General features: G+C 59.6%; 24 protein-coding genes. 6 read left to right on the forward strand and 18 right to left on the reverse strand.

Translation table 11 applies throughout. The features are described from left to right. Window positions 1–24: 24 nt before the first annotated feature. The 14 genes from GGQ68_RS20120 to GGQ68_RS20185 all read right to left on the reverse strand — a co-directional run bounded on the left by GGQ68_RS20120 (window position 25) and on the right by GGQ68_RS20185 (window position 12360). Complete coding sequence (locus GGQ68_RS20120) at window positions 25–486, reverse strand: DUF6915 family protein (RefSeq protein WP_183969200.1); 462 nt, start codon at window positions 484–486, stop codon at window positions 25–27. A 1-nt stretch (window position 487) separates the two neighbouring features. After that, the gene (locus tag GGQ68_RS20125; RefSeq protein WP_183969202.1) at window positions 488–874 is read right to left on the reverse strand and encodes a DUF6878 family protein; all 387 of its coding nucleotides are present in this window, start codon (window positions 872–874) and stop codon (window positions 488–490) included. A 121-nt stretch (window positions 875–995) separates the two neighbouring features. Beyond that, window positions 996–5258, reverse strand: coding sequence for a strawberry notch family protein (locus tag GGQ68_RS20130; RefSeq protein WP_183969204.1), 4263 nt, complete (start codon window positions 5256–5258; stop codon window positions 996–998). 103 nt (window positions 5259–5361) lie between these two features. Beyond that, window positions 5362–5514 carry an antitoxin PaaA2 family protein gene (locus tag GGQ68_RS20135; RefSeq protein ID WP_009820264.1) on the reverse strand — a complete coding sequence of 51 codons (153 nt, stop codon included), beginning with the start codon at window positions 5512–5514 and terminating at the stop codon, window positions 5362–5364. Further along, complete coding sequence (locus tag GGQ68_RS20140; RefSeq protein ID WP_009820263.1) at window positions 5504–5668, reverse strand: hypothetical protein; 165 nt, start codon at window positions 5666–5668, stop codon at window positions 5504–5506. The genes GGQ68_RS20135 and GGQ68_RS20140 overlap by 11 nt, the downstream gene beginning before the upstream one ends. Window positions 5669–5762: 94 nt before the next feature. After that, window positions 5763–6281: a type II toxin-antitoxin system YhaV family toxin gene (locus tag GGQ68_RS20145; protein ID WP_008282927.1), complete on the reverse strand. Its 519-nt coding sequence runs from the start codon at window positions 6279–6281 to the stop codon at window positions 5763–5765. Continuing rightward, window positions 6278–6604 (reverse strand): type II toxin-antitoxin system PrlF family antitoxin, encoded by a 327-nt coding sequence (locus GGQ68_RS20150; protein ID WP_005668772.1) that lies wholly within the window; start codon window positions 6602–6604, stop codon window positions 6278–6280. The genes GGQ68_RS20145 and GGQ68_RS20150 overlap by 4 nt, the downstream gene beginning before the upstream one ends. Before the next feature lie 124 nt (window positions 6605–6728). Continuing rightward, window positions 6729–7382 (reverse strand): DUF6927 domain-containing protein, encoded by a 654-nt coding sequence (locus GGQ68_RS20155; RefSeq protein ID WP_183969206.1) that lies wholly within the window; start codon window positions 7380–7382, stop codon window positions 6729–6731. Beyond that, window positions 7382–7975, reverse strand: a complete 594-nt coding sequence (locus tag GGQ68_RS20160; RefSeq protein ID WP_090525080.1) for a regulator — start codon at window positions 7973–7975, stop codon at window positions 7382–7384. The genes GGQ68_RS20155 and GGQ68_RS20160 overlap by 1 nt, the downstream gene beginning before the upstream one ends. 72 nt (window positions 7976–8047) lie before the next feature. Next, a complete protein-coding gene (locus tag GGQ68_RS20165) occupies window positions 8048–10030 on the reverse strand; it encodes a ParB/RepB/Spo0J family partition protein (RefSeq protein WP_183969208.1) in 1983 nt (660 codons plus the stop codon). A 154-nt stretch (window positions 10031–10184) separates the two neighbouring features. After that, on the reverse strand, window positions 10185–10574 hold the full coding sequence (locus GGQ68_RS20170; protein ID WP_183969210.1) for a DUF3768 domain-containing protein: 390 nt from the start codon (window positions 10572–10574) through the stop codon (window positions 10185–10187). A gap of 87 nt (window positions 10575–10661) precedes the next feature. Continuing rightward, a complete protein-coding gene (locus GGQ68_RS20175; protein ID WP_150297420.1) occupies window positions 10662–10871 on the reverse strand; it encodes a DUF6330 family protein in 210 nt (69 codons plus the stop codon). A gap of 23 nt (window positions 10872–10894) precedes the next feature. Next, window positions 10895–11833 (reverse strand): ArdC family protein, encoded by a 939-nt coding sequence (locus tag GGQ68_RS20180; RefSeq protein ID WP_183969212.1) that lies wholly within the window; start codon window positions 11831–11833, stop codon window positions 10895–10897. A 41-nt stretch (window positions 11834–11874) separates the two neighbouring features. Continuing rightward, window positions 11875–12360 (reverse strand): hypothetical protein, encoded by a 486-nt coding sequence (locus GGQ68_RS20185; protein ID WP_183969214.1) that lies wholly within the window; start codon window positions 12358–12360, stop codon window positions 11875–11877. Between the two features lie 279 nt (window positions 12361–12639). On the opposite strand from GGQ68_RS20185, the gene GGQ68_RS20190 reads away from it, so the two are divergent. Then, on the forward strand, window positions 12640–13842 hold the full coding sequence (locus tag GGQ68_RS20190; RefSeq protein ID WP_183969216.1) for a Fic family protein: 1203 nt from the start codon (window positions 12640–12642) through the stop codon (window positions 13840–13842). Window positions 13843–14054: 212 nt separating this feature from the next. On the opposite strand, the gene repC is transcribed toward GGQ68_RS20190, so the two are convergent. From repC to GGQ68_RS20210, 4 genes are all read right to left on the reverse strand, one after another. Then, on the reverse strand, window positions 14055–15110 hold the full coding sequence (gene repC, locus GGQ68_RS20195) for a plasmid replication protein RepC (protein WP_183969217.1): 1056 nt from the start codon (window positions 15108–15110) through the stop codon (window positions 14055–14057). Between the two features lie 238 nt (window positions 15111–15348). Beyond that, window positions 15349–16317: a plasmid partitioning protein RepB gene (gene repB / locus GGQ68_RS20200; protein WP_246429471.1), complete on the reverse strand. Its 969-nt coding sequence runs from the start codon at window positions 16315–16317 to the stop codon at window positions 15349–15351. Beyond that, on the reverse strand, window positions 16317–17516 hold the full coding sequence (repA, locus tag GGQ68_RS20205) for a plasmid partitioning protein RepA (protein WP_009807965.1): 1200 nt from the start codon (window positions 17514–17516) through the stop codon (window positions 16317–16319). The genes repB and repA overlap by 1 nt, the downstream gene beginning before the upstream one ends. Before the next feature lie 341 nt (window positions 17517–17857). Continuing rightward, window positions 17858–18766: a recombinase family protein gene (locus tag GGQ68_RS20210; protein ID WP_183969322.1), complete on the reverse strand. Its 909-nt coding sequence runs from the start codon at window positions 18764–18766 to the stop codon at window positions 17858–17860. 226 nt (window positions 18767–18992) lie between these two features. Here GGQ68_RS20210 and GGQ68_RS20215 point away from each other — a divergent pair, with 226 nt between their 5' ends. From GGQ68_RS20215 to GGQ68_RS24930, 5 genes are all read left to right on the forward strand, one after another. Further along, the gene (locus tag GGQ68_RS20215) at window positions 18993–20063 is read left to right on the forward strand and encodes a hypothetical protein (RefSeq protein WP_071974140.1); all 1071 of its coding nucleotides are present in this window, start codon (window positions 18993–18995) and stop codon (window positions 20061–20063) included. A 215-nt stretch (window positions 20064–20278) separates the two neighbouring features. Further along, the gene (locus tag GGQ68_RS20220; protein ID WP_183969219.1) at window positions 20279–20869 is read left to right on the forward strand and encodes a L,D-transpeptidase; all 591 of its coding nucleotides are present in this window, start codon (window positions 20279–20281) and stop codon (window positions 20867–20869) included. A gap of 83 nt (window positions 20870–20952) precedes the next feature. Then, window positions 20953–21531 (forward strand): L,D-transpeptidase, encoded by a 579-nt coding sequence (locus GGQ68_RS20225; protein WP_009815505.1) that lies wholly within the window; start codon window positions 20953–20955, stop codon window positions 21529–21531. Window positions 21532–21543: 12 nt separating this feature from the next. Continuing rightward, the gene (locus GGQ68_RS20230) at window positions 21544–22278 is read left to right on the forward strand and encodes a DsbA family protein (RefSeq protein ID WP_246429472.1); all 735 of its coding nucleotides are present in this window, start codon (window positions 21544–21546) and stop codon (window positions 22276–22278) included. A gap of 135 nt (window positions 22279–22413) precedes the next feature. After that, window positions 22414–22560, forward strand: coding sequence for a cation transporter (locus tag GGQ68_RS24930; protein WP_156875013.1), 147 nt, complete (start codon window positions 22414–22416; stop codon window positions 22558–22560). The last annotated feature ends 191 nt before the right edge of the window (window positions 22561–22751 follow it).

The following is a 22751-nucleotide window of genomic DNA, read 5'->3' on the forward strand; positions in this document are numbered from 1 at the left end:
CGTTTGGCAAACGGCCGAGACCTGTCAGGCGCTTCGCGTGGCTTGCGTCGCGCGCGCCGCCATCCAATCTTTCAGGCCAAGAACCGTTCTTCCGGCTGCGACCTCGGAGGCCCAGGCAACCCTTGGGTCGCCGCAGGGCTCGGAGCCGACATGCCGGTCGATATGACCATTGGCCATCCATGGCTCGGGCTGGATCCGTCGCAGCCAGTCCGCCATGCTCGGAATGCGGCCCTGGCAGTCTTCACGGATATGCTGCTCGCCGATCCAGCGCACGGAAATGTCCCGACCTGCGCTATTGGTCAGGGACAGGCCGAAGACACGTTCGGCCTCATACAGGCCTTGGGCATGGTGACGCATCGCTCGGTGCGTAAAGAGCGCGAGGTGCTCTTTCGAGGCATCGAACCAGTCATGTATGGACTGATAGTCAGACGGCACCCCGCCGAATTTCCGGGCGGAGCTTTCGGCATGATGAAGCGGATGGGCCATCTCAAAGACCCTCGTCATAGCTGTGCGAGCATTCGACATAGCGGTCCGCGTGATCGAGCGTGATGCTGTCTGCTGCAATGTCCCAAGTCAGCGTGCCATAGCCGCCCTCATTGTTCTCGAACCCCGGGTGATGGTGATAGGCGAGCGACCAGGCGAAGTCGCCAACCTCTGTGGCAAGTGGCTCCGGCAGGTTGACCTCTGCAGGCTGCACCGTCACATCCTCGACATTGCCGGAGTCGCCATAGCCTTCGTATTCGGCAGTGACCTCGCTGATGCCGAGCGCACGTAGTTGCGCGAGCAGCTCCGTTCGGGATGCCTTCAAGGTGGTTTCGCGCTCCGCGCGCCACTGAGCCGCCATTGCGGCATAATCGATCTGGGGATTGGTCATGGGTCTGTCCTCTTGTCTGTAATTGGGGGGCCGGGCGTGGCATTGGTCAGCGCGCGGCCGGAAAGCGCAGATCGGTGAAACCCAGATCCGCGACGCCCGGCCCAAAGCCCTCTTTGACTTTTCAGGCGGCTTGTTCTGCCACCTTGGCGACTCGCTGCCCCACGATCCGGGCCAGAATGCTCCCCGCGTCGATCCCGTCCCCATGCGGCAGGAACACCCGCAATTGGAAGGCGATGATCTCAGTGAAGCAGCCGAGCGCCTTGAGGCCGTCGATCATGCCCCGATCCGCACCGCCCAACTCAAGGCGCATCTCGCCTGCGACCCGGCGACGGGTCAGGGTCAGACCCCGGCCCAGATCGAGTGGCGCGGTGGTGCCAAGGGCGGCGGTCAACATCTCCTGCGGCGTTTGCGGGTTGGAGACGAGGAAGCGGGCGCGCAGCGCGGCCGCACCTTCCTCGCTCAGCGTGCGCCCGATCATGGCGGCCGCCCCCTCCGGCGTGACCCGGTAGATGCGCTCATTGGTGGTCGGAATGTCCTTCCAGATCGGCAACAAGAGCCCGGTCAGCAGGTAAAGCTTGGTCGTGGTGGTTTTTGGCAGGGACGCAGCCTCGACATCCCATAGTCCTGCAAACTCGGGCCTGTCGATCTCTTCCCAAGCCGAGGACTCGAACCGCACCTCTTCGAGATAGCTCGACCCGTTTGGCCGCACCACCTTGCGCATCAGCGTGACAATGTCTTCGTCATACATCTGCATGGGCCGCGCCGAGATGAGCGCCGCGCGACCGGAAGCGCGATTGACCATCGGCAGCTTGTCCGGATTGCGCGATATGGCCTCTTCAGCGCCCAGGACATGGACCGGATCCGTGACCTCGAGCCCGATGATCCGCGTCACGGCGCCGGATTTCGGGCAGGTCCAGAGATCTTCCGTGGAGACCTGTTCTATCTTCTCGCCGCGCAGGGTTTCCACGCCGAGATCGAGCGTGCCCGCCGCGCGCGCGCGCTCAGACTGATCGGCAATCCGCCTCATGAACTCGGCAAAGAGCGCGTTCTGCATGTGGATGGGCAGCGCAAGCACCCGGTTGAGAAACCGCTGGATCGGCGGCAGCTCCTCAAGGAGCACCCCGTCCTTGTCGATCAGCCGCAGGGCTGTCCAGTCGGTGAAGCTCTCGTAGCTCATCGCTTCAGCGCGCCCGGCGGCAAGATCGGCGAAATACCCACGCAGCGCCGCCCGCGCGATCGGGCTTTCGAGATTGTCCTCCTCCCGGAACATGCCCTGCGAGCCGGTCTCGCGCTGACCCTTGGTCAAGGCCCCAAGCTGGTCGAGGCGTTTGGCTATCGTCGAGGTGAAACGCTTTTCGCCATGCACATCCGAGGTGCAGACCCGGAAGAACGGCGCGTTGACCTGGGCAGAGCGATGCGTGCGGCCCAGCCCCTGGATGGCCGCATCCGCGCGCCAGCCGGGCTCCAACAGGTAGTGCCGACGCCGTTTCTGGTTCTTCGCCGTTTGCGCCGCATGGTAGGATCGACCGGTGCCACCCGCATCGGAGAAGATCAGGACATCCTTTTCGCCGTCCATGAAGGCTTGGGTCTCCGACGAATTGCTGCTGGCGGCGCGCTTCTCGATGAAAAGATGACCATCCTCGGCCTTCAAAGGGCGGATGGAGCGCCCGGTGACCTCTGCGACGGCCTCGTCGCCAAAAGCCCAGAGGATCTGATCGAGCGCCGAGGGGATCGGGGCGAGCGTCATCAACTCCATCATGGCCGCGTCACGCAAAGCGAGCGCCTCGCGCGAGACAACGAGCGCCCCGGTCTCATCCCGTAAAGGTTCCACTACCATATTGCCGTCGATCTCGACCAGCTTTTGCGCATGGATCGGGAAGGCCTGTTCGAGGTAGCCCAGCACGTAGTCACGCGGCGTCAAGGCACCCTCGACGAGTTCATCCTCCGGGTCCATCGTCTCAAGCCGACGCTTCAACAGGCTTTCGCCTGTAGAGACAACCTGGATGACGCAAGCCTTGCCCGCCGCCAGATCGTCCGCGATGGCGCGGATGATGGTCGGGGCCTTCATGCCCATCAGCAGATGATTGAAGAAGCGCTGCTTCGTGCTCTCGAAGCGGGACTTGGCCGAGGCGCGTGCGGCCGAGGCATTAGTCTCTACCGAGGCGTCGTTGACGCCGGTCGCTGTCAGCGCGGCCTCGAGATTGTGATGAATCGTCCGAAACGAAGTCGCGTATGCGTCGTAGATCTCGATCTGGGCCGGGGTGAGCGCGTGTTCGAGCACATCGTATTCCACGCCATCAAAGCTGAGGGCGCGCGCCGTGTAGAGGCCGAGTGTCTTGAGATCACGCGCGACCACCTCCATGGCAGCGACACCGCCGGCTTCCATCGCCGAGACGAAACTCTCGCGGCTCGGAAAGGGGTATTCGGGGCCCTGCCCCCAGAGCCCCAGCCGCGCGGCATAGGCCAGGTTGTGCACGCTCGTGGCGCCCGTGGCCGAGATGTAGAAGACGCGAGCGTGGGGTGCTGCCAGTTGCAGCCGCAGGCCAGCAAGGCCCTGCTGGGAGGGTTTGACCCCCCTGCCCTGCTCGGACCCTGCCGCGTTCTGCATGGCATGGGCCTCATCAAAAGCGAGGACGCCTTCAAAGTCTGCGCCCATCCAGTCGAGGATCTGGCTCAGTCGCGTGGTGCCGCATTTGCCCGCGGACCGCAGCGTGGCGTAGGTGACGAACAGGATACCGTCGCCCATCGGGACGGGCTGGTCCGGTTTCCATTTTGAGAGCGGCTGGATGTCGGCTGGCGAGCCGCCGAGATCGGTCCAGTCGCGGATGGCGTCCTCGATGAGCGTGGCGGATTTGGAGACCCAGATCGCCTTTCTGCGACCGGCCAGCCAGTTCACGAGAATGAGCCCCGCGCATTCGCGGCCCTTGCCGCAACCGGTGCCGTCGCCGAGGAAATAGCCAAGGCGATAGGCTCGTGCATCCGGGTCATCATCGGCGCGCGTCAGCTTGGTCTGGTCGTCATCGATCGCGAACCGACCCGGCAGGTCGCGCCCATGGGCGTCATGCGCCATGATGATGGTTTCCAGCTGCGCCTCGGAGAGATGTCCCTCCTCGATCAACCGGGCGGGCAGGCGCAAGTCATCACTGCCCGTGTTTGAGGGCATGGGCGGGGCAACCGAGGCCATGGCGATGCTTTCAACGAGCGGCGTGGGATGTTCCTGCGCACCCGCAATCGCGATCCGCTGCGGCCGGTAACGCGCATAGATGTCCGAGACCGGCGTGTTGTCGCGAGGGGTCTCAAAGCTTGTGAAGCTGAGCGGACGGACGGCATTGGCCCGGGGTTTGGAGGCGGCAACAGGCGCAGCGGCGGTCTTGCGCGGGGCAGAGGGTGCAACGGTCGGTCGCGCAGTAGTAACCGCTGCCGCCTGTTGTACGTGGCGCATCTTGGTCCGGGTCGCGGCCACGGAGTCGACAAAAGGAAGGGCCTCATCCAGATCGCACACAATAGCGCGGATCATCTCCCCATCCTCCTGCACCTTGTCGAAGACCATCAGCTGGGTTTCGACAGAGGTGCCGAGCTTGCGGTAGACCTGCCCCGGCATCGTCAGCGCGAAGCGTGGCGTCAGGAGACCGCAGGCGCGGGACCAATGCGCGGCATCGCGTTCGGGCGTGAATCCCGGCGGCATGATCGCCACCAGCCGCCCGCCGGGTGCCAAGCGCTTTGCAGCCGCAATGAGATGTTTGGCGGCGATGTGCTTGTCTCGGGAGCGGTCGACCGAGGAGGTGAAGGGCGGGTTCATCACCACGACGTCGGGTAGAACCGGCGACTGCAGCAGATCGTCGATATGCTCGCCGTCATGGCCCGTCACCTCGCCGCCGAAAACCGCGCGCAGGAGGCGCTGGCGAAAGGGGTCGATCTCGTTGAGCACAAGGGTGGCACCGGCCCGGGCGGCGAAAGCAGCCAGAGCACCAGTGCCAGCCGAGGGCTCCAGCACGGTCTCGCCCTTGCGAACGGCTGCCGCCCGCACGACCATTGCCGCGAAAGGCAACGGCGTGGAAAACTGCTGCAGCCGGATCTGCTGCTCTGACCGGCGGGTTTCCGTCAGCAGCCGCGAGGCAAGCAGCTTTGCAGCGGCGATGTCATCTGGCACGCCGTTCCCACGCAGCAACACTTGGACAGCCGCGGCCTGCATCAGGTCATATGCCATGCGCCAGTCCCAGGCACCGCCGGCATCGCTGCCATGGAACGTCTCGCGCATGATACGCGCGAGCGCTGAACTGCGCAGGGGCTGGTGGTGGATCTCTGTGCCGATAAGCGCTAGCGCAGAGGCGAGATCGGCTTCGGAGATTGCGAGAGCCGGGTTGGCCGTTCTGGGTTTGGACATGGGGATTTTCCTTTGGATCAGGGTCTGAGTTCCAAAGGACAAAAAGCCCGCTTTCGCTTTTCAAGGTGACGGGGGTCAGACCGCGCTGACCTCCAAGGCTTGGTCAGGACTTGGGTTCGACCTCCCGTTTCGCATCAATCAATGCCTGTGCGGCCTGCATCACCTGAACTTGAGATGTTCCCGTGCATTCCTCCTCCAGCGCGGCCTGCACCTTCGCGCGAAACCACGCGTCATACGAATTGACATCAGCCGCCACGGAAATGCTCCTCGAGCCCGATATCCAGCAGCTTGCCGAGGTCATCGGGCATGTCTGCAACGTGCACAGCAATTGGGAAACGGTGCCCCGTCAGGTCAGGCGCGCATTGCTCCTCTAGCCCGAGGTGCTGCCTATCCTTTTCCGTTTCGTCCATTGTGCTTTCTCCGACCGTATTATCAGCCGATGCTACATCTTCCAGCGGGGCGTCGTAAACGATAATGCCAAAGGGTCACAGCAAGCTGGCCCACTTACCGATCGGGCACCGCTTCAAGGGAAGTTTCGAACCGCTTGCCCGCCGCTGCAGCTTCTTTCAAGAGCGCGTCGAAATTGTCAGGTGGATTGCCATCTTCCAACATCCCTTTGAACGTCGCATAGGCATCCGTCTTGCTGCCGTAGGCGCGCAGGGTCTTGTCGTCGTTCACCCAGGCCACCACGATGACCTTCGCATCGCTGTTGAACCGATAGAACAGCCGATACTGCTGGAAGAATTTCGCCCGGAACCAGTGCTTGCGGTGATCGCCGAGTGTGCCGCCTTGCCGGAAGGCGGCGGCACCCGGATCTGCCGGTATGGCCTCGGTGACCAGCTTGAAGATGGCGGCCAGCCGTTTCGTCGGGTTTTTCTTGCGCCAGGTCTTAGGATCGCGTGCCTTACGCGCCTCGACCTCTTCAATCAGCCCTTCGAGCTGATCCAGAAAGAGCGGATGCGCATAAATCGACCATCCGTTTACGACAAGCGGCGCTTGGGCGGGCACGCTATCGCCGCTCATTCATCCTCGAGCGATAGCGGCGCATCGAGATCGACGTCAACGTCTCCGACCAGTGCTGCAAGACGGTCATGCAAAGCCCCATCGAACGCCCGAATGCGGTCCGGATGCGCCTTGATATCTGCCTCGACAAAATCGAGAAAGGCTCCGAGCACGGGATCTTCCTCGTCGCTGCGCACGGGCTCGATATAGACCCTGCCACTCGGCTCGGTGCAGTAACGAATCTGGTCGCCCTTGCCCAGCTTGAGCTGTTTGCGCACACCCGCCGGCACGGTCGTCTGATACCGATCCGTGAGTTTCGAGACATCTTGTGCGAGGGCTGTCATGGCAGTCTCCTGAAGAAAAGGTTCTTTGCTGCCCGCGATAGGTAATGCATTTGCATTGCCTTGTCAAGACAAGCCGCAGCATCTGCTGTCGCCGGGCAGGTCAATGAACCGTTCGGCGCAGGACCTAATTTCGCCCCGCCAGGAACTCCGCCAGCACCGGGCTAGCCGCACCTTTCGCGGAGCTGAGCAGCTCCGAGCCCGCAAGCGAGGCCTTCGACAGGCGTACGAGCCCACCAGTTTCCTCGATGCGGTAGCAGCGGCGTTTTTGCCGCCCCCGCTTGTAGTGCGTCGCGGTGACGATCTGGCAGGCGCTACCATCGGTGAGCGTCACAGGGGTGGCGAGCCTGATCTTGTCGCCTTCCTCGTAGTCCGGGATCGCAGCCCAATCCCGGCAGCGCTGACGCCAGTGCTGGGCGTAGCTGTCCGGGTCTTTCAGGTCGGAGAGAAGCGCGATCAGCCCAAGGGGAGCACGAGACTCGTGCGGGCCAGCGCTTTCCTCCATGTCCTTGTAGCCCCAGCAGCCGTCATCGTATCGGGTGAGGAAGACAGCCCCGAAAGTGATGGAGCCATCTGCATGGGTGACATAGGTCGTGTCTTCGACTGGGGTGCCGTCGAGATTGGTGACCCTTGCCGCCGCATACCAGGTGGAGCCGACCTTGCATGCCTTGACCAGTTCCGTCTTGCGCCTTTCGCCCTCGAAGGTGCACAGCCGAGCAATCTCCGCTTTCTCATCCGCGTAGGTCTGGACGCGGCCGTCGGTGTAGAAGAGCCAACCCATCAGGCAACCCTCCGATCATCGAGTTCCATCAGCGCATCGAGCGGCACGCGGTAGGGCTGCATGGCGTCGAAATCCTCGCAATTGCCGCAGTTCTGCACGATCGCGAAGGTGTCGCAGGCATCCTTGAGAATGACCCGGAAGGTGCCGCCGAGGCCCGAGGGCACCTCGTAGGTCCCGCCGATGAGATAGTCCGAGGCCCGGCGCACGAAGACGCGGATGCTGTGGCCATCGGTGGCGAGCCGGATCGCACCCCGCCCCCGGTCGATGAGCACCTGCACGTCATCCAGGATGTCGGTGTAGAACTGGCCGGTCAGATCGCGAAACGCCATGCGGCGCTGCGCCATCCAGTCGGTGTCCCGAAACGGGTTCATGCCATCGGCGAAAGCAAAGGACGGATCGGCCTGCTCGGTGGTGACGATACGGGTGGTCGTGCCATCGATGCCGTTTGAGCGCAGATGCACGCCATTGCCGACGATGAGGATCAGGGCGGGCCTGTCCACGGGCCCGTTCCAGTTGGGCAGGAAGGTTTTGCAGGCGCGTGCATGGGCGATCTGCGCCGCAACAGCGGACGCAGAGAACTTGAGAATAGCCATGGGGATGTCTTTCTGTTCGGTTTGGAAGGGTCGACCCGCGCGGGGCATGCCTCGCGCGGGTCGCGTGATGGCTCAGGCCGCTTGCGCGACCTCGCTCTCAGGCTCGGGATTTTCCGCAGTGGGCTCCGCCTCATCACAGGCGACACCGGCGGTCTGCATCATCGGCGGGCACCAGGCGGCCACGGCAGCGCGCTGTGTATCCGTGAGCGTGGCGAAGGGCTCGGCGAAGAGCTTGTCACAAAAGGCGACGATCTCCTTCTTGCTCGACGAGGCCAGCGTCACCGCCTCCTGGGCGAGACCCAGATCCTCGCCGAGGATCTTCAGGAGCCAAGCCTTCTTGAAGCGGTTGAAGAGCGCCGCATTCGGCGTCCAGTGGGCGCGGATGTCGGGCATGATCTCGATCTCGAACGCATGCATCAGGCTGTCGCGCTGGCGGTCCCGCGCGAAGCAGGACTGCGTGGTGCTGGCCGTGGCATAGGCGACGAGCTTGGCCTTCTCGCCTGCCTCCAGCGCGCGAAACGCCGCGAACTGATCGGCGGGCCGGCGGCTGTCATCGAGCCAGGAGAGGTCAAGCATATCATGCGCCGCCGCCACCTGCTCAAGCGAGGTCTCGTCGATCTCGTCCATCTTGGCGTGGTTGCGGTATTCCTTGCGGGCATCGATCTTGATCGCCTGCGTGACACTCATGCCGCTGGCCAGAACGTCGCTCACCAGCTTAAAGAGCGTCATATCGAGCGTGGCCTCGGGATACAGCGCCATCGCGGCGCCAAGGGCCATGGCCCGCTCGGTCTTGAGATCCTCGGCCAGTGAGGCTGGATAAGTGATTTCGCCCGGGTCCGGGGCCTCCTCCCCGGTCGGGTTGGCCGAGGAGCCGCGCGCGCCCTCCTCTTTGACGGTGTCCTCGGGGCGCACGAGGCCCACATGGAGCGTCACCTGACCGCCCTGCCACGACGCGATCACGCCTGCACGGGCGAGATCCTCTGCGCTGTAGGCCTCCTGCAGGTCGCGGGCTTCCTCTTCCAGAGCGTCGACACGGTCGTAAAGGGCGTTGTAGGCACCGTCCTCGAGATCCTCATCCTCCATCTCGAGCTGCAATTTCTCGAGCTCTGCGGTGATCTCATCGATGCGCTTCTGGGCGGTCTCGTCGGGCTCAATCGGGCCGGGATAGACGCGGCCGTAGTCGGCCATGGTCGCGTAATCATAGCGGACCATCGCATCGGCCCAGGCAAAGCCCAGCCTCATGCGGGCCTCTTCGGCAGCGGCACCGAGCTTCTCGAGCAGGATGGTCTCGACCAGCGCCGCATCCTCAAGCACGGAATGCTCTTCCAGAAGGTCAGCCGCGACGGCGCCGCCGCGGGCCTCGTAGTCCGCGCGCACGAAGGCCCCGAGATCGTCGCTGACCTGCACCCCGCGGGATTTGAGCGCCTGACGGACGGTGTAGGCCTGCAGATAGCCGCCGTCCTTCGTGAGCGCCTCGAAGACCTCGCGCTGCGCCTCCTGGCTCGGATGCTCGGCAAAGGCTTTCATCGTGTCGAGCGTGATCACCTTGGCCCGGGCTGCGGCGCGGATGTCGGGGTGGATAAGGCCATAGCGCAACCGGCCTTTCACGGCCGCCACCGTGGTGCCAAAGGTCTTTGCGATGGTCTCGGGCGTCTGGCCGTCGACCTCCATCATCCGCGCGAAAGCCTCGAACTCGTCGATGGCATTCATCGGCGCCTGGGTGATGTTCTCGGCGAGCGACAGCGCCGTGGTGACGTCGCTCTCCTCAGGGACAAGGCGGCAGTCGACCTTGGTTTTCGCGGTGAACCCCTTGGCGGCCTTATCGGCGATCAGCTCCTTCAGGGCTGCATGGCGCCGGCCACCGGCGAGGACAGCATATTTGCCGTCAAGCTTCTGGACGAGAAGCGGCTGGAGCAGGCCCAGCACTGAGATACTGGCCTTCAGATGCGCGATGTTCTCGGGATCATAGGTTTCCGGCGCGTTGCTGCGCACATTGGCGGGGTGGGCGACAAGATCGCCGATCGCGACGGTGAGAGGGGCAAAGCTTGTGGTCATGGGATATCCTTCCAGGTGGGTGAGGTGTGGCCCGCCTTCACGCGCGTGACCAATCCCCGGCTTCAGGGATCACCACGACAAAAGGCCCACTTTCCTTTTGAGGGGTCAGTGGGCCTTCATCGTCTCAGATGTCAGGGGGGATTCCCCTGCCCTTCTACCAGTCGCGCGCCAGCATGATTGTCAGCACGCGCATGGTGGTGGCGGGATTGTCCGGGGTCTCAGCCCCGTAGCGGAAATCCGAATCTGCCTCATAGAGATCAATCTTCCAGAACACGGTCTCGCCCCGGATCTCGACCGCCCCGAAATCGTGCCATCCCTCGGGATCATTCTCAGGCTCGAATGTATCGAACGCACCGGTGGCCTTCACCGCCTCGGCCATGAAGCCGTCACCGGCCTCCATAAGCGAGCGGGTGACATGCATCCGGCCCTGGATGGGCTGCACCGGCGGCACTCCAAGGCACGCGAGCTTGCGAAACGCGTCGTTTTGCGCCGCGATCACGGTCGGATCTGGACGGTCTGGCTGGGGTTGAACGGTCATGGACATGGGGATCTCCTTTGAGAAGTTGAAACACCCTTCCCAAAGCCCGCTTTCACTTTTCTGCTTGGCGGAAGGACCGAAGCAGAAGGCGCCTTACCCGAACAGCCCTCTGGCTCTGTAGTTCGGGTTGGGGATGGTTTCGATCCAGCCGCCTTGTTCTTTGATGCTCTCGAGCGCTGCCGAGAACGGATAAGCGCCCTCGGACTGGCTCCACCAATAGGCACCGCGCTTGAAAGTGATGATCTTGCGGCGGCCGTCTTCGAAGCAGGCCACCCGCAGCGTCTTGGGTTCCTTGCGTGACATGGGACTCTCCGTTCTCCGTGTGGTCAGGCCGCCTTGGCGCTGCGCCCTGCCCTGCTCGCCTCCGATCTGGCGATCAAGTAGTCGCAAGCGCGCTGCGCGTCCGCGGCGTGCTTGAAGATCGCACCCTTGTCCGAGCGCAGGACGCGCAACCAGTTGTGGAGATAGGCGGCATTCATCTCGAGCGTATGCGCCGTGAAGCCGAGCGTCTGCCCCAGGAACACCGAGGTCAATTCCGCGACTATCTCCTCGCGCGCATAGGACGTGTTGCCAAACTTCGAGAACCCGAAATCACGGTTCAATCGATGGGGGGCTTTCGTGGCATGGGCGAGCTCATGGGCCCAGACCCCGTAGAAATTGCGCGGGTCCTGGAACCGCGTGATGGATGGCATGTAAACCTTGTCCACGGGGGGCAAATAGTACGCCTCCGTGCCCGTGAAGACGGTTGTGATGTCGATGGCATCGAAAAACGCCTGCATGTGCGGGATGGGCTCGGACTGCGGATGCTTGGGCACGGGCTCCGGGTCAGGGTAGAAGCTGTCGGGCAAGCCCTCGATCTGGCAGGCATTGAACACACGGTAGGATTTCTGGAAGCGGAAGATACGGGCTTCCTCGGAGTGATCATCCCCGCTGCTACGGTCGTCCTCGCAATCGGCGTCTTTCCGGCTTTGGCCGTAGTAGACAACGACAGAGGACTTCTCGCCTTTGCGCACCTTCGCGTCCAAGGCATTGGCCTGAGGCAGCGTCATCCAGAAGGGCGAGCTATGGCCCGCCATCACGGTGCGCATCGTCAGCAGGAAGTTGTTGACCCCCTGGTAGGGTTCCCCGCCCACGCGCAGGGGGCGACAGCTGCCACCTGCGGTCCATGGCTTGCGCCACGGCAGGACGCCGCGCTCGATGATGCGGATGATTTCGTTTGTGATGACCTCTGAGGCATCGAATTTGGGCGTACGGGATCGGGCCATGGCTGGCCTCCTTTTCGAGTTTTGGTGAGAGGGAGTGGTGACTAGGTTGACCGACAGGGGCGCGGATCGTTGGCGATCCTGGCACCGAGGGCTTCGACCATGTCGATGTAGGTGGTCAGCGACACGGACTTGCCGGGACCCGAAGAGTCAGGGTCGACCGATCCGTCCCGCGCCACCCGCGGCAGGTTCGCGAAGGTGATGACATCGGTGACGGGTCGGATATCGATGAACGGAGTTCCTCGTGCGACCGCGAGGGCGGCCAAGGGAAAGCGCTCGATCGGCGCGAGGGTCGAGACGGTGGTCCAACCGAGATGGAGGAACGTGCCGCCCTCTCCGCAGATCACATGGGCATTCGGCAGCGTCGCTGCCTGCCTGAGATAGCCAAGATCACGCAGGACGGTCTGGCGTTCGAGCCGCTGTGCCAGCAACGTCTGGCCAGTTCGGCGCAGCTCTGTATGCCGCCACCATGAGGCAGCGGTTGCGCGGAGCACGCGCAAGACACCTGATTGCATAGGAATGCCCTTCATCAGGAAAGACAGACCGGAATCCGGCCCGGACCCATCTGAGGGACCCCAAAGGCCCTCATCCGTCAGTCACAAAAACCCGAAGAACACTTTCTCTTTTCCCGGCCCCTTTGGGGACACAACAAAACCGAAAAGCCCGGCACATCTGCCGAAGCCATTGATTTCATGCAGCAATTCCAGATCGGCAGGCAAGATCGGCAACGCATATCGGCAAAACCTTGCTTGAAAGTACGAAATGTGTTTATTTTTCAATTACTTTGCAAACATGGAAGATCGGCAAAAATGCTGGAAACACCCGCCAGGATCGAACCCTGCTTCTTCGAGGAGCATATTCCCACAGAACTGGCAGACCTTTCGGTCGACATCCAGAGGGAAGCCACCGGGCTGGGACAAGGGTTGCATCCTGACAGCGCAGCCGAACTTGCCGATCTCGTCCGTGTGATGAACTGCTACTACTCCAACCTGATCGAAGGACACAACACGCGCCCCCGCGACATCGAAAGGGCGCTGGCTGGTGCCGAGCTTGAGGAAGAAACCCGTCCCCTCGCCCTTGAGGCCCGAGCGCACGTCATCGTTCAACGGGCCATCGACGAGATGCATCGCAAGGGCACCCTGCCCCGCCCCACATCCGTCGAATTCCTGACTTGGGTCCATAAGAGCTTCTACGACGAGATGCCGGATGAGTTTCGGGTCATCGAACATCCCGACGGCACACAAGAGCCCATCGTTCCGGGACGCATGCGCCAGGATGATGATCGGGAAGTTGCGGTCGGGCGCCACCTACCTCCATCATCGTCGCGCGTCGCGGCGTTCATGGATCACTTTGACAAACGGTTTCAAATTGCGGCGCGGTCTTCGAGCGGACGGATCATCGCGATCGCGTCTGCACATCACCGGCTGAACTACATCCACCCCTTCCCGGATGGCAACGGTCGTGTCAGCAGATTGATGTCTCATGCCATGGCCCTCACAGCAGGGATCGGTGGCCAGGGGCTCTGGTGCGTTTCGCGTGGGCTGGCCCGCGGGCTGACCGATCGGGGCGAGTACAAACGGATGATGGATCTGGCCGACAGCCCACGCCGCGGAGACCGAGACGGGCGCGGCAACCTGTCAGAGGCGGCACTGAAGGCGTTCAGCGAATGGTTCCTAAAAGTGACGCTCGACCAGATCACGTTCTCTGCGAAGCTGTTCGATCTCGGCGGACTGGACCAACGGTATCGTCGTCTTGTTGCAGATACCACCGATGACAAGCGAGCGCCGGAACTGATCTCGGCGGTTCTTCGGCATGGGGCACTGGAACGAGGCGATGCGCAGATTGTGCTCAAGACGTCCGAGCGTACTGCTCGCAACACGCTGAGTAAACTGACCGCCGCCGGATACCTGACTTCCGTCTCTCCGAAGACGCCCGTTCGGTTGGCGTTTCCGTTGGATTATCGAGAGCGGCTCTTTCCAAACCTCTTTGGAGACGGTGACCTCCCACAATAACTTTAGGCATTTAGGGTGTATTGCCTGGCCGCCGATTTCTTCCATGAGCGGCCAGATTTTCATCAAGGCTTGCTCGTGTGTCACTTGTCCACCGCGGTGGACATCTGCTGGTCTGAGATAAACTGAAGAACCATCACGCGCGGCTAGGTGCGTTTGGACAGTTTTGGTTGCCACAAGCGCCGCTTCTCGTTCGAAGTCCACCGCGGTGGACATTAGACAGTTCGCTCATTGTTTTCGGACAGTCGCCTGATCAAAGCTAATGGATCAAATTGGTTTTGCCTTTGACCTAGGGTGATACTGTGAAAATACGCTCCAAAATCCCTGATGCGTTTTCCAAGCTGTAGCATGATGAAGATCGCGCATGACGCTTTCTGAGCTCCTACAGCATTCTTGGCTTTCTCGAAAGTCTCTGGGTGAATGCCCATCATGGGTGCAAGTGTTCGAGCATGGTTTTCAATGTCCAACCAGTTTCTAAGTCTCTCTGTGGAGAACGATGTCGCCTGATCGCAGACTGAGGTCAGCAAGTCTGGTTTCAGGGCCTCAAGGCCTATGTTGCTATCTAAATCTTTTTTTTCTTCTTCAGACTTAGATTGATGCCGGACAGTTCGTCCGTCATTGGCGGGCAATTCCATAGTTTCAGGCGGGTCATCCGGGGTAGACAAACTCTGGCATTCTGCATCTGTATTGGCGAGCAGAGCGTGGTATTCGGGGAGGCTCAGCTTCCTGCGTAGAGCTTTCCGTGCGTGGTTGATGAATGCGTTGCTAGGATCGTGCTCTTCCAAATGGGCGAGCTTTGTAAGGATCTGTTTGCGGACAAATATACGATCTCGGCGGTTATTCTCCATCTCTTGCGCGATGGCTATAAGCTGGCTAGCACGTTGGAGCAGGGGGGTGAGAGACAATCCATAACTGATGCACTCCCCGCCGGATGAGCGAACGCGGTAGCGCTTTCGGTTCGAGCTGTCATTGCGCTTGATGAATCCGAGTTCAACGAAGCGGTTGATGTGCCTCCGGAGAGTCCGTTCGTCGATTCCGCCAACGCGCTGGCAAAGTGAATTGTTAGACGCAAAAACCGTTTCGCCATGGCCAGGTTTCAGAAAACTGAGCATTGCTTGAAGTGTCTGTATGTGGCCAGGACGTAGACCAAACACGCTGCGTGCATCTCTCAGGGCTCTGAAGATGGTCCAGACGTCGGTTTCAGATGGGGGAAATGAGCCGCGGGTTGCATCAGCACCTGCGGCTTCGATCGAGAGTTTTGTAAATGCCATGGCTTGTTCACGACGACCGTTCGGCCCACAACTTCCCCGTCTCTTTCCTCGAATTTTCGCGGAAAAAGGCAAAAAATATCAGTCCACCGAATCGGTGACTCTTGACCGGTATGCTGGAGGTTGCTACATCAAAGATGCTAATCAGGTGATGAGGGCTCTCCAGGGGAAACTTTGGGGGGCTCTTTTCTTTCGGGTCTTCGCTTTTCTCCTCTGCTCGTGTTGCTCTGTGTGGCCTGGGTTAGGACCCAGAGCCTCTCTCATTCCGCCACTGTACGAAGAGTTGCAAAAGCGTAGCTTCCGCGTGCTCTTCGAGCCATTGGCCGAATTCTGGATTGTCCTTCTTGGTGACCTTGAGCGCGATCGCCTTTTCATCGATTGTCAGCGTGCCCAATGAACTGCCGTTCTCATCATTGATGACCGAAGTCAGCCCACGATTGGGCGGCTTCTTGTCGCTACGTGCTTTGCTCGAGCAAGCCGAATAGACCGCTTGGAACTTTTCGGAACTAGGAGTGTCGTCGGGCAGGGCGGCGAGCGCCTCTTTGGCGATGTCCACCAAATCTACCTTCACCGACAAGGCAGCTAGATCACCCCACTGCCGTCGTCCGATCCCATGTGCTGGCCCGATGAGTTGAACAAGACCGTCTGGCAGTTGTTCTATGACGACCCTGTGGTTGGATACGCCTTGCCGGGTCAGACCTAGAGCATCTTGAATGACACCGGGTTTGTACCCGGATTCTTGCATCTCTTTGATAAAAAGAGACTTTTCTATAAAAGACGGATCAAGTCTGAGGTTGTTCTCCTGGCCTTGAGCGATCAGAGATGCGTCATCGTCCAAGGTTCGAACAATTGCCTTGACCGTTCCACCGACCTTACGGATCGCCGCAAGCCTGCGGCGGCCGTAGATGATGCGGTATCTGTCCGGTTGGGCTGATGGACGGACCATGATGGGCACTTGTTGGCCATGCTTGCGAATGCTCTCGGCCAACTCATCGATACTGGAATCTTCCAGCACCAACCGATCGCGCAGCCCATCCATGTCAATCTGATTGGGTTCGATATCGCGAATCGAGTTTGCTGTGATCTCGCGCAAAGAGTCGCGCAATCCTCCAACAGATCCCGGCAGCTTTGCCGCTTTTGGCGGGGTAGGGGAGGGGGCTCCGCTCTCCGTCTCATTCCTTGGAGGCTGGTTGAAGATGTTTCGGGCCATCAGCGACGCCCCCATGCCATTTGGATCGTCTGCTCTAGCTCATCGCCAACGCCATTCACGCTGGTCAGGGCGCGATCAATTGTCTTTCTGATGAATTGGCTTGGATCGACTTCGTAGACGGTCTGCTGGGTCATCCCCGCGTCGGAGATCGCCGTAGACTTCAGCATCGGCTCTGTCATGACCTGACCTGCCAGAATTGATCTCAGGTAGCCTGCCATTTGGGTCTGCGGACCGTCCGACGGTTCATATCTGGTAATCAGGAACTTGACAAAATCCCATGTGACACGCCGACCGATGGCTTCCTCCACGGCCTTGACCGTTTCTGAAGCAAGCTTCAGGAATTGGCTCATGGATGCGATGTCAAGCATGCCAGGTACCACGGTAACCAAAAGCCCCGTCGAGGCTGCCAGCGCAGTCAAGGTTAGAAACCCAAGCTGAGGCGGGCAGTCGATCAGGACGATGTCGTAGTTTGCCTCAACCTCTTCAAGCGCCAAGGCGAGGCGCTCTGCAAAGATGGGCTGTACGCGACGGGCGAGAGCGTTTGCGGTCTCGGTTTCGTACTCCGAGAGCATCAAGCCGGCGGGCACCATGTCGAGCTTATGGAAGTAGGTCTTTTGGATGACGTTCGAGAGAGGAACTTGGTCCTCATATCTCAAAGCATCATAGATTGTGCCGCCATCGGCGAACTCAAGCTCGGGCCGAAAGCCGAAAAACGTGGTCAAACTTGCTTGCGGATCGAGGTCTAGGACCAGCACGCGGTAACCGCGCAAGGCATACCTTTGCGCAAGATGAATCGTTGCAGTAGTCTTTGATGAACCGCCTTTGAAGTTGACGACGGATATCACCTGGAGACGATCGCCATCACGTCGACCTGGGCGGTAGCTTTCTGCGTTCTTTCCAGTGCGTCCAAGAACATCGCGCAACTCATCAATCTCTTGGGCTGTGTAGAACCGGTGTCCGCGGTTGTCTGTATGCACTTCTGGAAAGCTGCCGTCCTTGTGCCGGTTGCGCAGGTTAGATGTGCTTACGCGCAGGAGGCCGGCGACTTCGGTGGAACTGAAGCGGCGTAGGGACTTTCGTTCTTCGGGTTCGAAAGCGATCTTCATCTGGCGATCCAAAGACTCAGCCAGATTGTCGGCAAATGCTCCGATATCGGAAGAGCCTATGCCTTGCGTGTATCCAATGTTACGATCATCCATGTCCTGCCGCCCACTCTCGGCCTCTGTTGAGGCTCTTAGTCATTCTGACGGTGTACAGCGTGTCTGACGCGTTTTGCCGTCAGAATGGGAATGCCACGATCCAGTGAGTCCGGCAAGAAGAATCTAAATGTAGTGTGAAAGTTATCCACAACACCTATAGGCGTTGCCGCGTAAAAAACTCAGCAAGTCATTGATATAGATATATTAAATGCAGATCTAACCGAATCGAGCCGCTACTCTGTTGAGTTGGCACATTAGCAACTAACCCCAAGCAACTAATGGCACTTTCTGCCTCCTGCGGAGTTTTCTCCCGGTGAAATTTTTTGGATTCGGGTCAGAAGCTACATCTGATCTTGGCTCGATTCGTACGGCATGAGGCCAAGTCGTTCCGCCCGCTCCAACAGCATTTTCACCGAAGACGGCTGCCATCTTGTTCGGCCGCGAGGCGTGCGTTCGCGCATAGATTCCAGCCGTTCACAGATCACTTGAAGCGTGATGTCGGGATCTGCGCCCTTGATGCCAGCAATAATGGCGGGCAGGCGATCGTCCGTTTCGCGGCGCCCGGCGCGGGCCAGCACCTCGGTAGGCAGGAAGCCGTCGCGGACATAGGCCTTCACAGCGCGCAAGAGACGGCTTTGGGTCCAGCGACGCGCCTCGGGCAAGGGGCCGTTGATGATGCGCACCACGTCTTCCCAGGCCAAGTCGGGGCGCAACCGGCGCACATGGGGCACCCAATCTTGTGCCGTTTCGTTCAGACGCTCCATGTAGCCGTCCTGTCGCGCTAGCCGCACCTTGCGAAGAGCGGCAGGGTCTTTGGCCCGCAGTCCAGGGTTTCCGCCCACGCGGCCCTTTGTGCGCGCGCTGGCGAGGCCGGCCTTGGTGCGCTCCCGGATCAGGGCGCGCTCGAACTCGGCCGCAGCGCCCAAGACCTGCAGCGTGAACTTGCCCTGCGGGGATCCAGTGTCGATCGGGTCCTGGATCGAGCGAAAGAACGCACCCCTGGCCTCCAGCCGCTCGATCACTTCCAGCAGATGCGACAGAGACCGCGCAAGCCGGTCGATCCGCACGACGACCAGCGTATCGCCACTCTGGATGCGTTCGAGCACACGCCCAAGCACCGGCCGCGCGCGATTGCCGCCTGAGGCGTGCTCTTCATAGATTTCGGCGCAACCCGCAGATTTCAGGGCCTGCGACTGGGGCAGGGGGGTCTGATCCTCGGTAGATACGCGCGCGTAGCCTATCAATGGCATCAAAACAGGCCTTTTGCAGTTTTATCTATCGCTACTAAACGACCGTTTGTAAACAAATGCAAGTAGGTGCTCTCTCGTCGTGCTCGTCCAAAAACCTTTGGTTTCCTTGCGCTGAAAGCGATCTGAGAGGTTTCACCTGCAGTCGCGCGCGCGTACTATATAAAGGGCGCAGGCAGCGGCCACAAAAACGCCTGGGCAATGTGCAAAAAATCAGTATTTTGCACACATGATGACGCAAGCCTCTTCTTTGACTGATGATTACGACGACCCCCTTATCACCATCGAGGAGGATGAAGAGGCTCACGAAGACGATCTCTGGTTTCTACCTAGGTCACTTGAAGAAGAACCGGATGATTTGCCTCCAGGGCCACGGGCGGAACCGCCCGACACTGCTGTCGTCGAAGACTGGGCAAAAGCAGAAGGCGTTCACGCTGCGCGACTGGCAAGAGTGGCTGGACGCCTGGGAGCTCTGGATGACCGGCTGCTGCGTGGCCCGGAAGGCTGGCGGCATCGCCTCGCTCTTATCGAGGCAGCGGATCTCAGCTGGTTCGCAGGGGATCGGGTGAGTTCTGATCGTCTGGCGCTCTGGATATCGATGCGGCTGTCAGGTGCACAGGATGACCCAAATGCACTGGCAAGAGTTGGATGGGCTGTTCGGCGCCTAACAGGCGGTCCTGGACCGAAAGCTGACTTGGCCGCCTTCCTGGATCGCCGCGATCCCGAGAACATTGAAGACAGCGCTGAGCGTTTCGAGGATCGCGCGGGTGGGTGGCTGGACGTCATGGCAGCCGCAAAGGGTCTCCACCCGATCACGCGGGCGTGCATGGGGTATCACCTGTGGAGCTTGGCGGGCCTCGGACGCCACGGCGACCAGATCGAAGCTGCCGTCACCGCGTCCAGGATCGCGACCAGCGATGGAAGCGGTGCCATCTTCGCGCCGCTCGCTATGGCCGGGGCCGGGGGGCTGCGCGTTTCGGGCTTGCCACCCGAGCGTTTGGCCCGCTGGTTGGATGGGATGAACAGCGCAATTCTAACGGCGATGCGAACACTTGATGATATTGAAGTGTGGATCGGGCGGGCAGAAAACGTCATGGCGCAATTATCTGGCCGCACGCCGGTTGCCTTGCGAAAGGTTTTCACGGAATGGCCCTTGGTCTCCGCCCCGATGGCTGAGGCCATGACCGGAGCCAGCCGCGCCGCCGTTCAGCGCAATCTCGCATGGATGGAGGCAAGCGGTTTGATCCGCGAGGTGACGGGGCACGGGAGGTATCGCATGTGGAAAGCTGACCTAATATAGGTCATTTGTCGAGGCTGACACCGGCTTGACCTGGCACGCTTTAGTGCCGCCCCAGATGATCGTTTAAGCCACTTTCCGTTCGAATGCGACAAGGCTTTTCCAGCCCAAAGCGTTCGTTAGCCATTCGTCTCACGTTTTTGTGACAATTGATCGCTTGAAGCTCCAGTGGGTGAAGGTTGTAACCAGGCGAAAGAGGCACGACCGAAGGATTGATCATGAAGCTAATTAAAGACTCATCTATCTCACGTCGCGGAGCGCTGCTCGGTGCGGCCGCAAGTGGGGTGTTCCTAGGAGCAGGCGTTGCAACAGCGCAAACCACAGCACCACTTGCTACGCCACCAGTGCGCCGCAATATTTCATCCTTCAGCACCTCAAACTGGCGGGATCACTTCGATAATCTAAACCACGGTGCAATCCTGTGCGACATTGATTCCCGAGCGGTGCAATATTGGTCAGAGGATGAAAGTGTTTATAAGCTGTATCCGTCGAGCGTTCCGGAATCCGAAGAACTGACAAAACGCGGATACACTAGCGTTATCAAGAAAGTGGAAGGACCAAGCTGGCGCCCCACGCCTTCGATGAAGATCCGCAATCCGGATTGGCCAGACTATTTTCCACCCGGTCCAGACAACCCCTTGGGTACACACGCCCTCTACCTTTCATGGCAATATTACCGCGTCCACGGAACGGGCGACACGCGGAAAATTGGCCGCCAATCGTCGAACGGATGCATCGGCCTTTACAACGAACATATCAAAGAACTGTTCGCTTTGGCTGAGGTAGGAACACAAGTGAAATTGTTCTGATCGCGCACCTAGCATGACTTGTTAAAGTCTTTTCTCGTGTACCGGCGTTCATTCAACGTTCACCGTTCGAAAGCCACAGCTTCATGAATCGAAGAAAATTCCTCCTTGCCGCCGGGGCTGTTGGCACTTTGGCCAGTCAGCCAGTTTCAGCCCATGTAGTGCTGCCAAAGTATGATTTACCGCCGGAGTATTTACCTCAAGTAGTGAGCATTCCAGAGGGCTCCGCTCCATACGAAATCCATGTTGTTCCAAGCCAGTTTGCCCTGTTCTGGACCCAACCCGATAACACTGCAATTCGCTACGCTGTCGGGATCGGTCGCCCGGGCCTTTACGAGGCAGGCGAATTCTATGTGGGGGCAAAGAAGGAGTGGCCCAGCTGGACACCGACCCCGGGCATGTTGCGTCGTGAACCGAAAAAGTATGGACCGTTTCGGAATGGAATGCCTGGCGGTCTGAGCAACCCTCTAGGTGCGCGGGCCCTCTACCTTTTTCAACCGGGACGCGGGGATACCTTTTTACGTGTGCATGGCACAAATGACCCAAGCACTATTGGCAGTGCCGTTTCAAACGGATGCGCCAGATTGGTGAACGATCAGATTGTCCAGTTGTATGATATGGTTCCGCTGGACACGCGTGTGATCCTGTACCCCGCAACTTTCTAGGAAGTATTTAAGATGTTATCAGCGCGACGCGACCTTTCAAAAATTGTTCTTGCAACAGTCTTCACTGCATTTTCTTTCACTACTGTGGCCGCACAAGAACTCAATGAGGCAGATATTAAGCGTCTGGCGCTTGAAGCGATCTTGGAAAAACCCGAAATTTTGATCGAAGCGCTCTCAATCCTACAAGAACGTGAAAATGCAGCACTTGCTGAAGCGCAGTCTACAGCTTTAACTGAATTGCGCGACGACTTCGAACAGAACGCTCCCATCTTCGGAAATCTGGATGGTAGCGTCACGCTAGTCGAATTTTTTGACTATAACTGTGGATATTGCCGCCGCGCAGCACCTGAAGTCAAAGCCGTGCTGGAGACAAGCAAGGATGTCCGCATTATTTATCGTGAATTTCCGATCCTAGGGCCCGGTTCCGAAATTGCGGCGCGCGCGTCACTTGCCGCGAGAAACCAAGGTAAATATCAGCAGTTTCACGAGGCAATGATGGCATTGAACGGGCAAGCCGTTGAAGCAAGCGTTATGAAAGTTGCAGGCGATGTGGGGCTCGATCTCGAAGTTTTGAAAACAGACATGCAATCAGACCTAGTGAACGATCACATTGCTGGCTCTCTGCGTCTGGCAGAAGCTTTGGGTATAACTGGAACGCCGACGTTCGTATTGGGTGATGAAATAATCCCCGGTGTGATCGAGCGCGGCACCTTTCTTGAAAAGATTGCAGCCCTCGTCCCCGAGTGAAACGGACGACGATTGTGAAATCGGACCTTAAAGTCCTTGACCTTCCGCCTGCTGGACCCTCTATCTCTGAAGTTGTCCGGAGCAAGAGGTCTCAATATCGAAAACGAAAAATCATTCACGTACGGCACTCAAAAGATGAGTTGTTCATCTTGTGTTGGCCGTGTGGAAAAGGCTTTGAGCGCGGTATTGGGTGCCTCTGAGACGCACGTAAATCTGGTGTCGCGTAGCCCTAACTGTGAGATGAGAAATCCAACAAGATCAACGGCTGTCCTTTGCCCCTGAATATGAGATTTTGCTTTTTGCTCCGATATTCTTGCCCTTAATCCTGAGACAGAGTTCACAGACTTGTGCGGCAGATATCGATGGAGAATGATGGCGACGACTCTGTTGCCGATGGTGATGAGGAAGCGCGCGGGGCGGCCGTTTTGCGTCCGCTTGTTCAGGTATATCTCAAAAGAACTGGCACCAATTGG

Origin of the sequence: Sagittula marina, assembly GCF_014196795.1 — a bacterium.
Lineage (GTDB): Bacteria > Pseudomonadota > Alphaproteobacteria > Rhodobacterales > Rhodobacteraceae > Sagittula > Sagittula marina.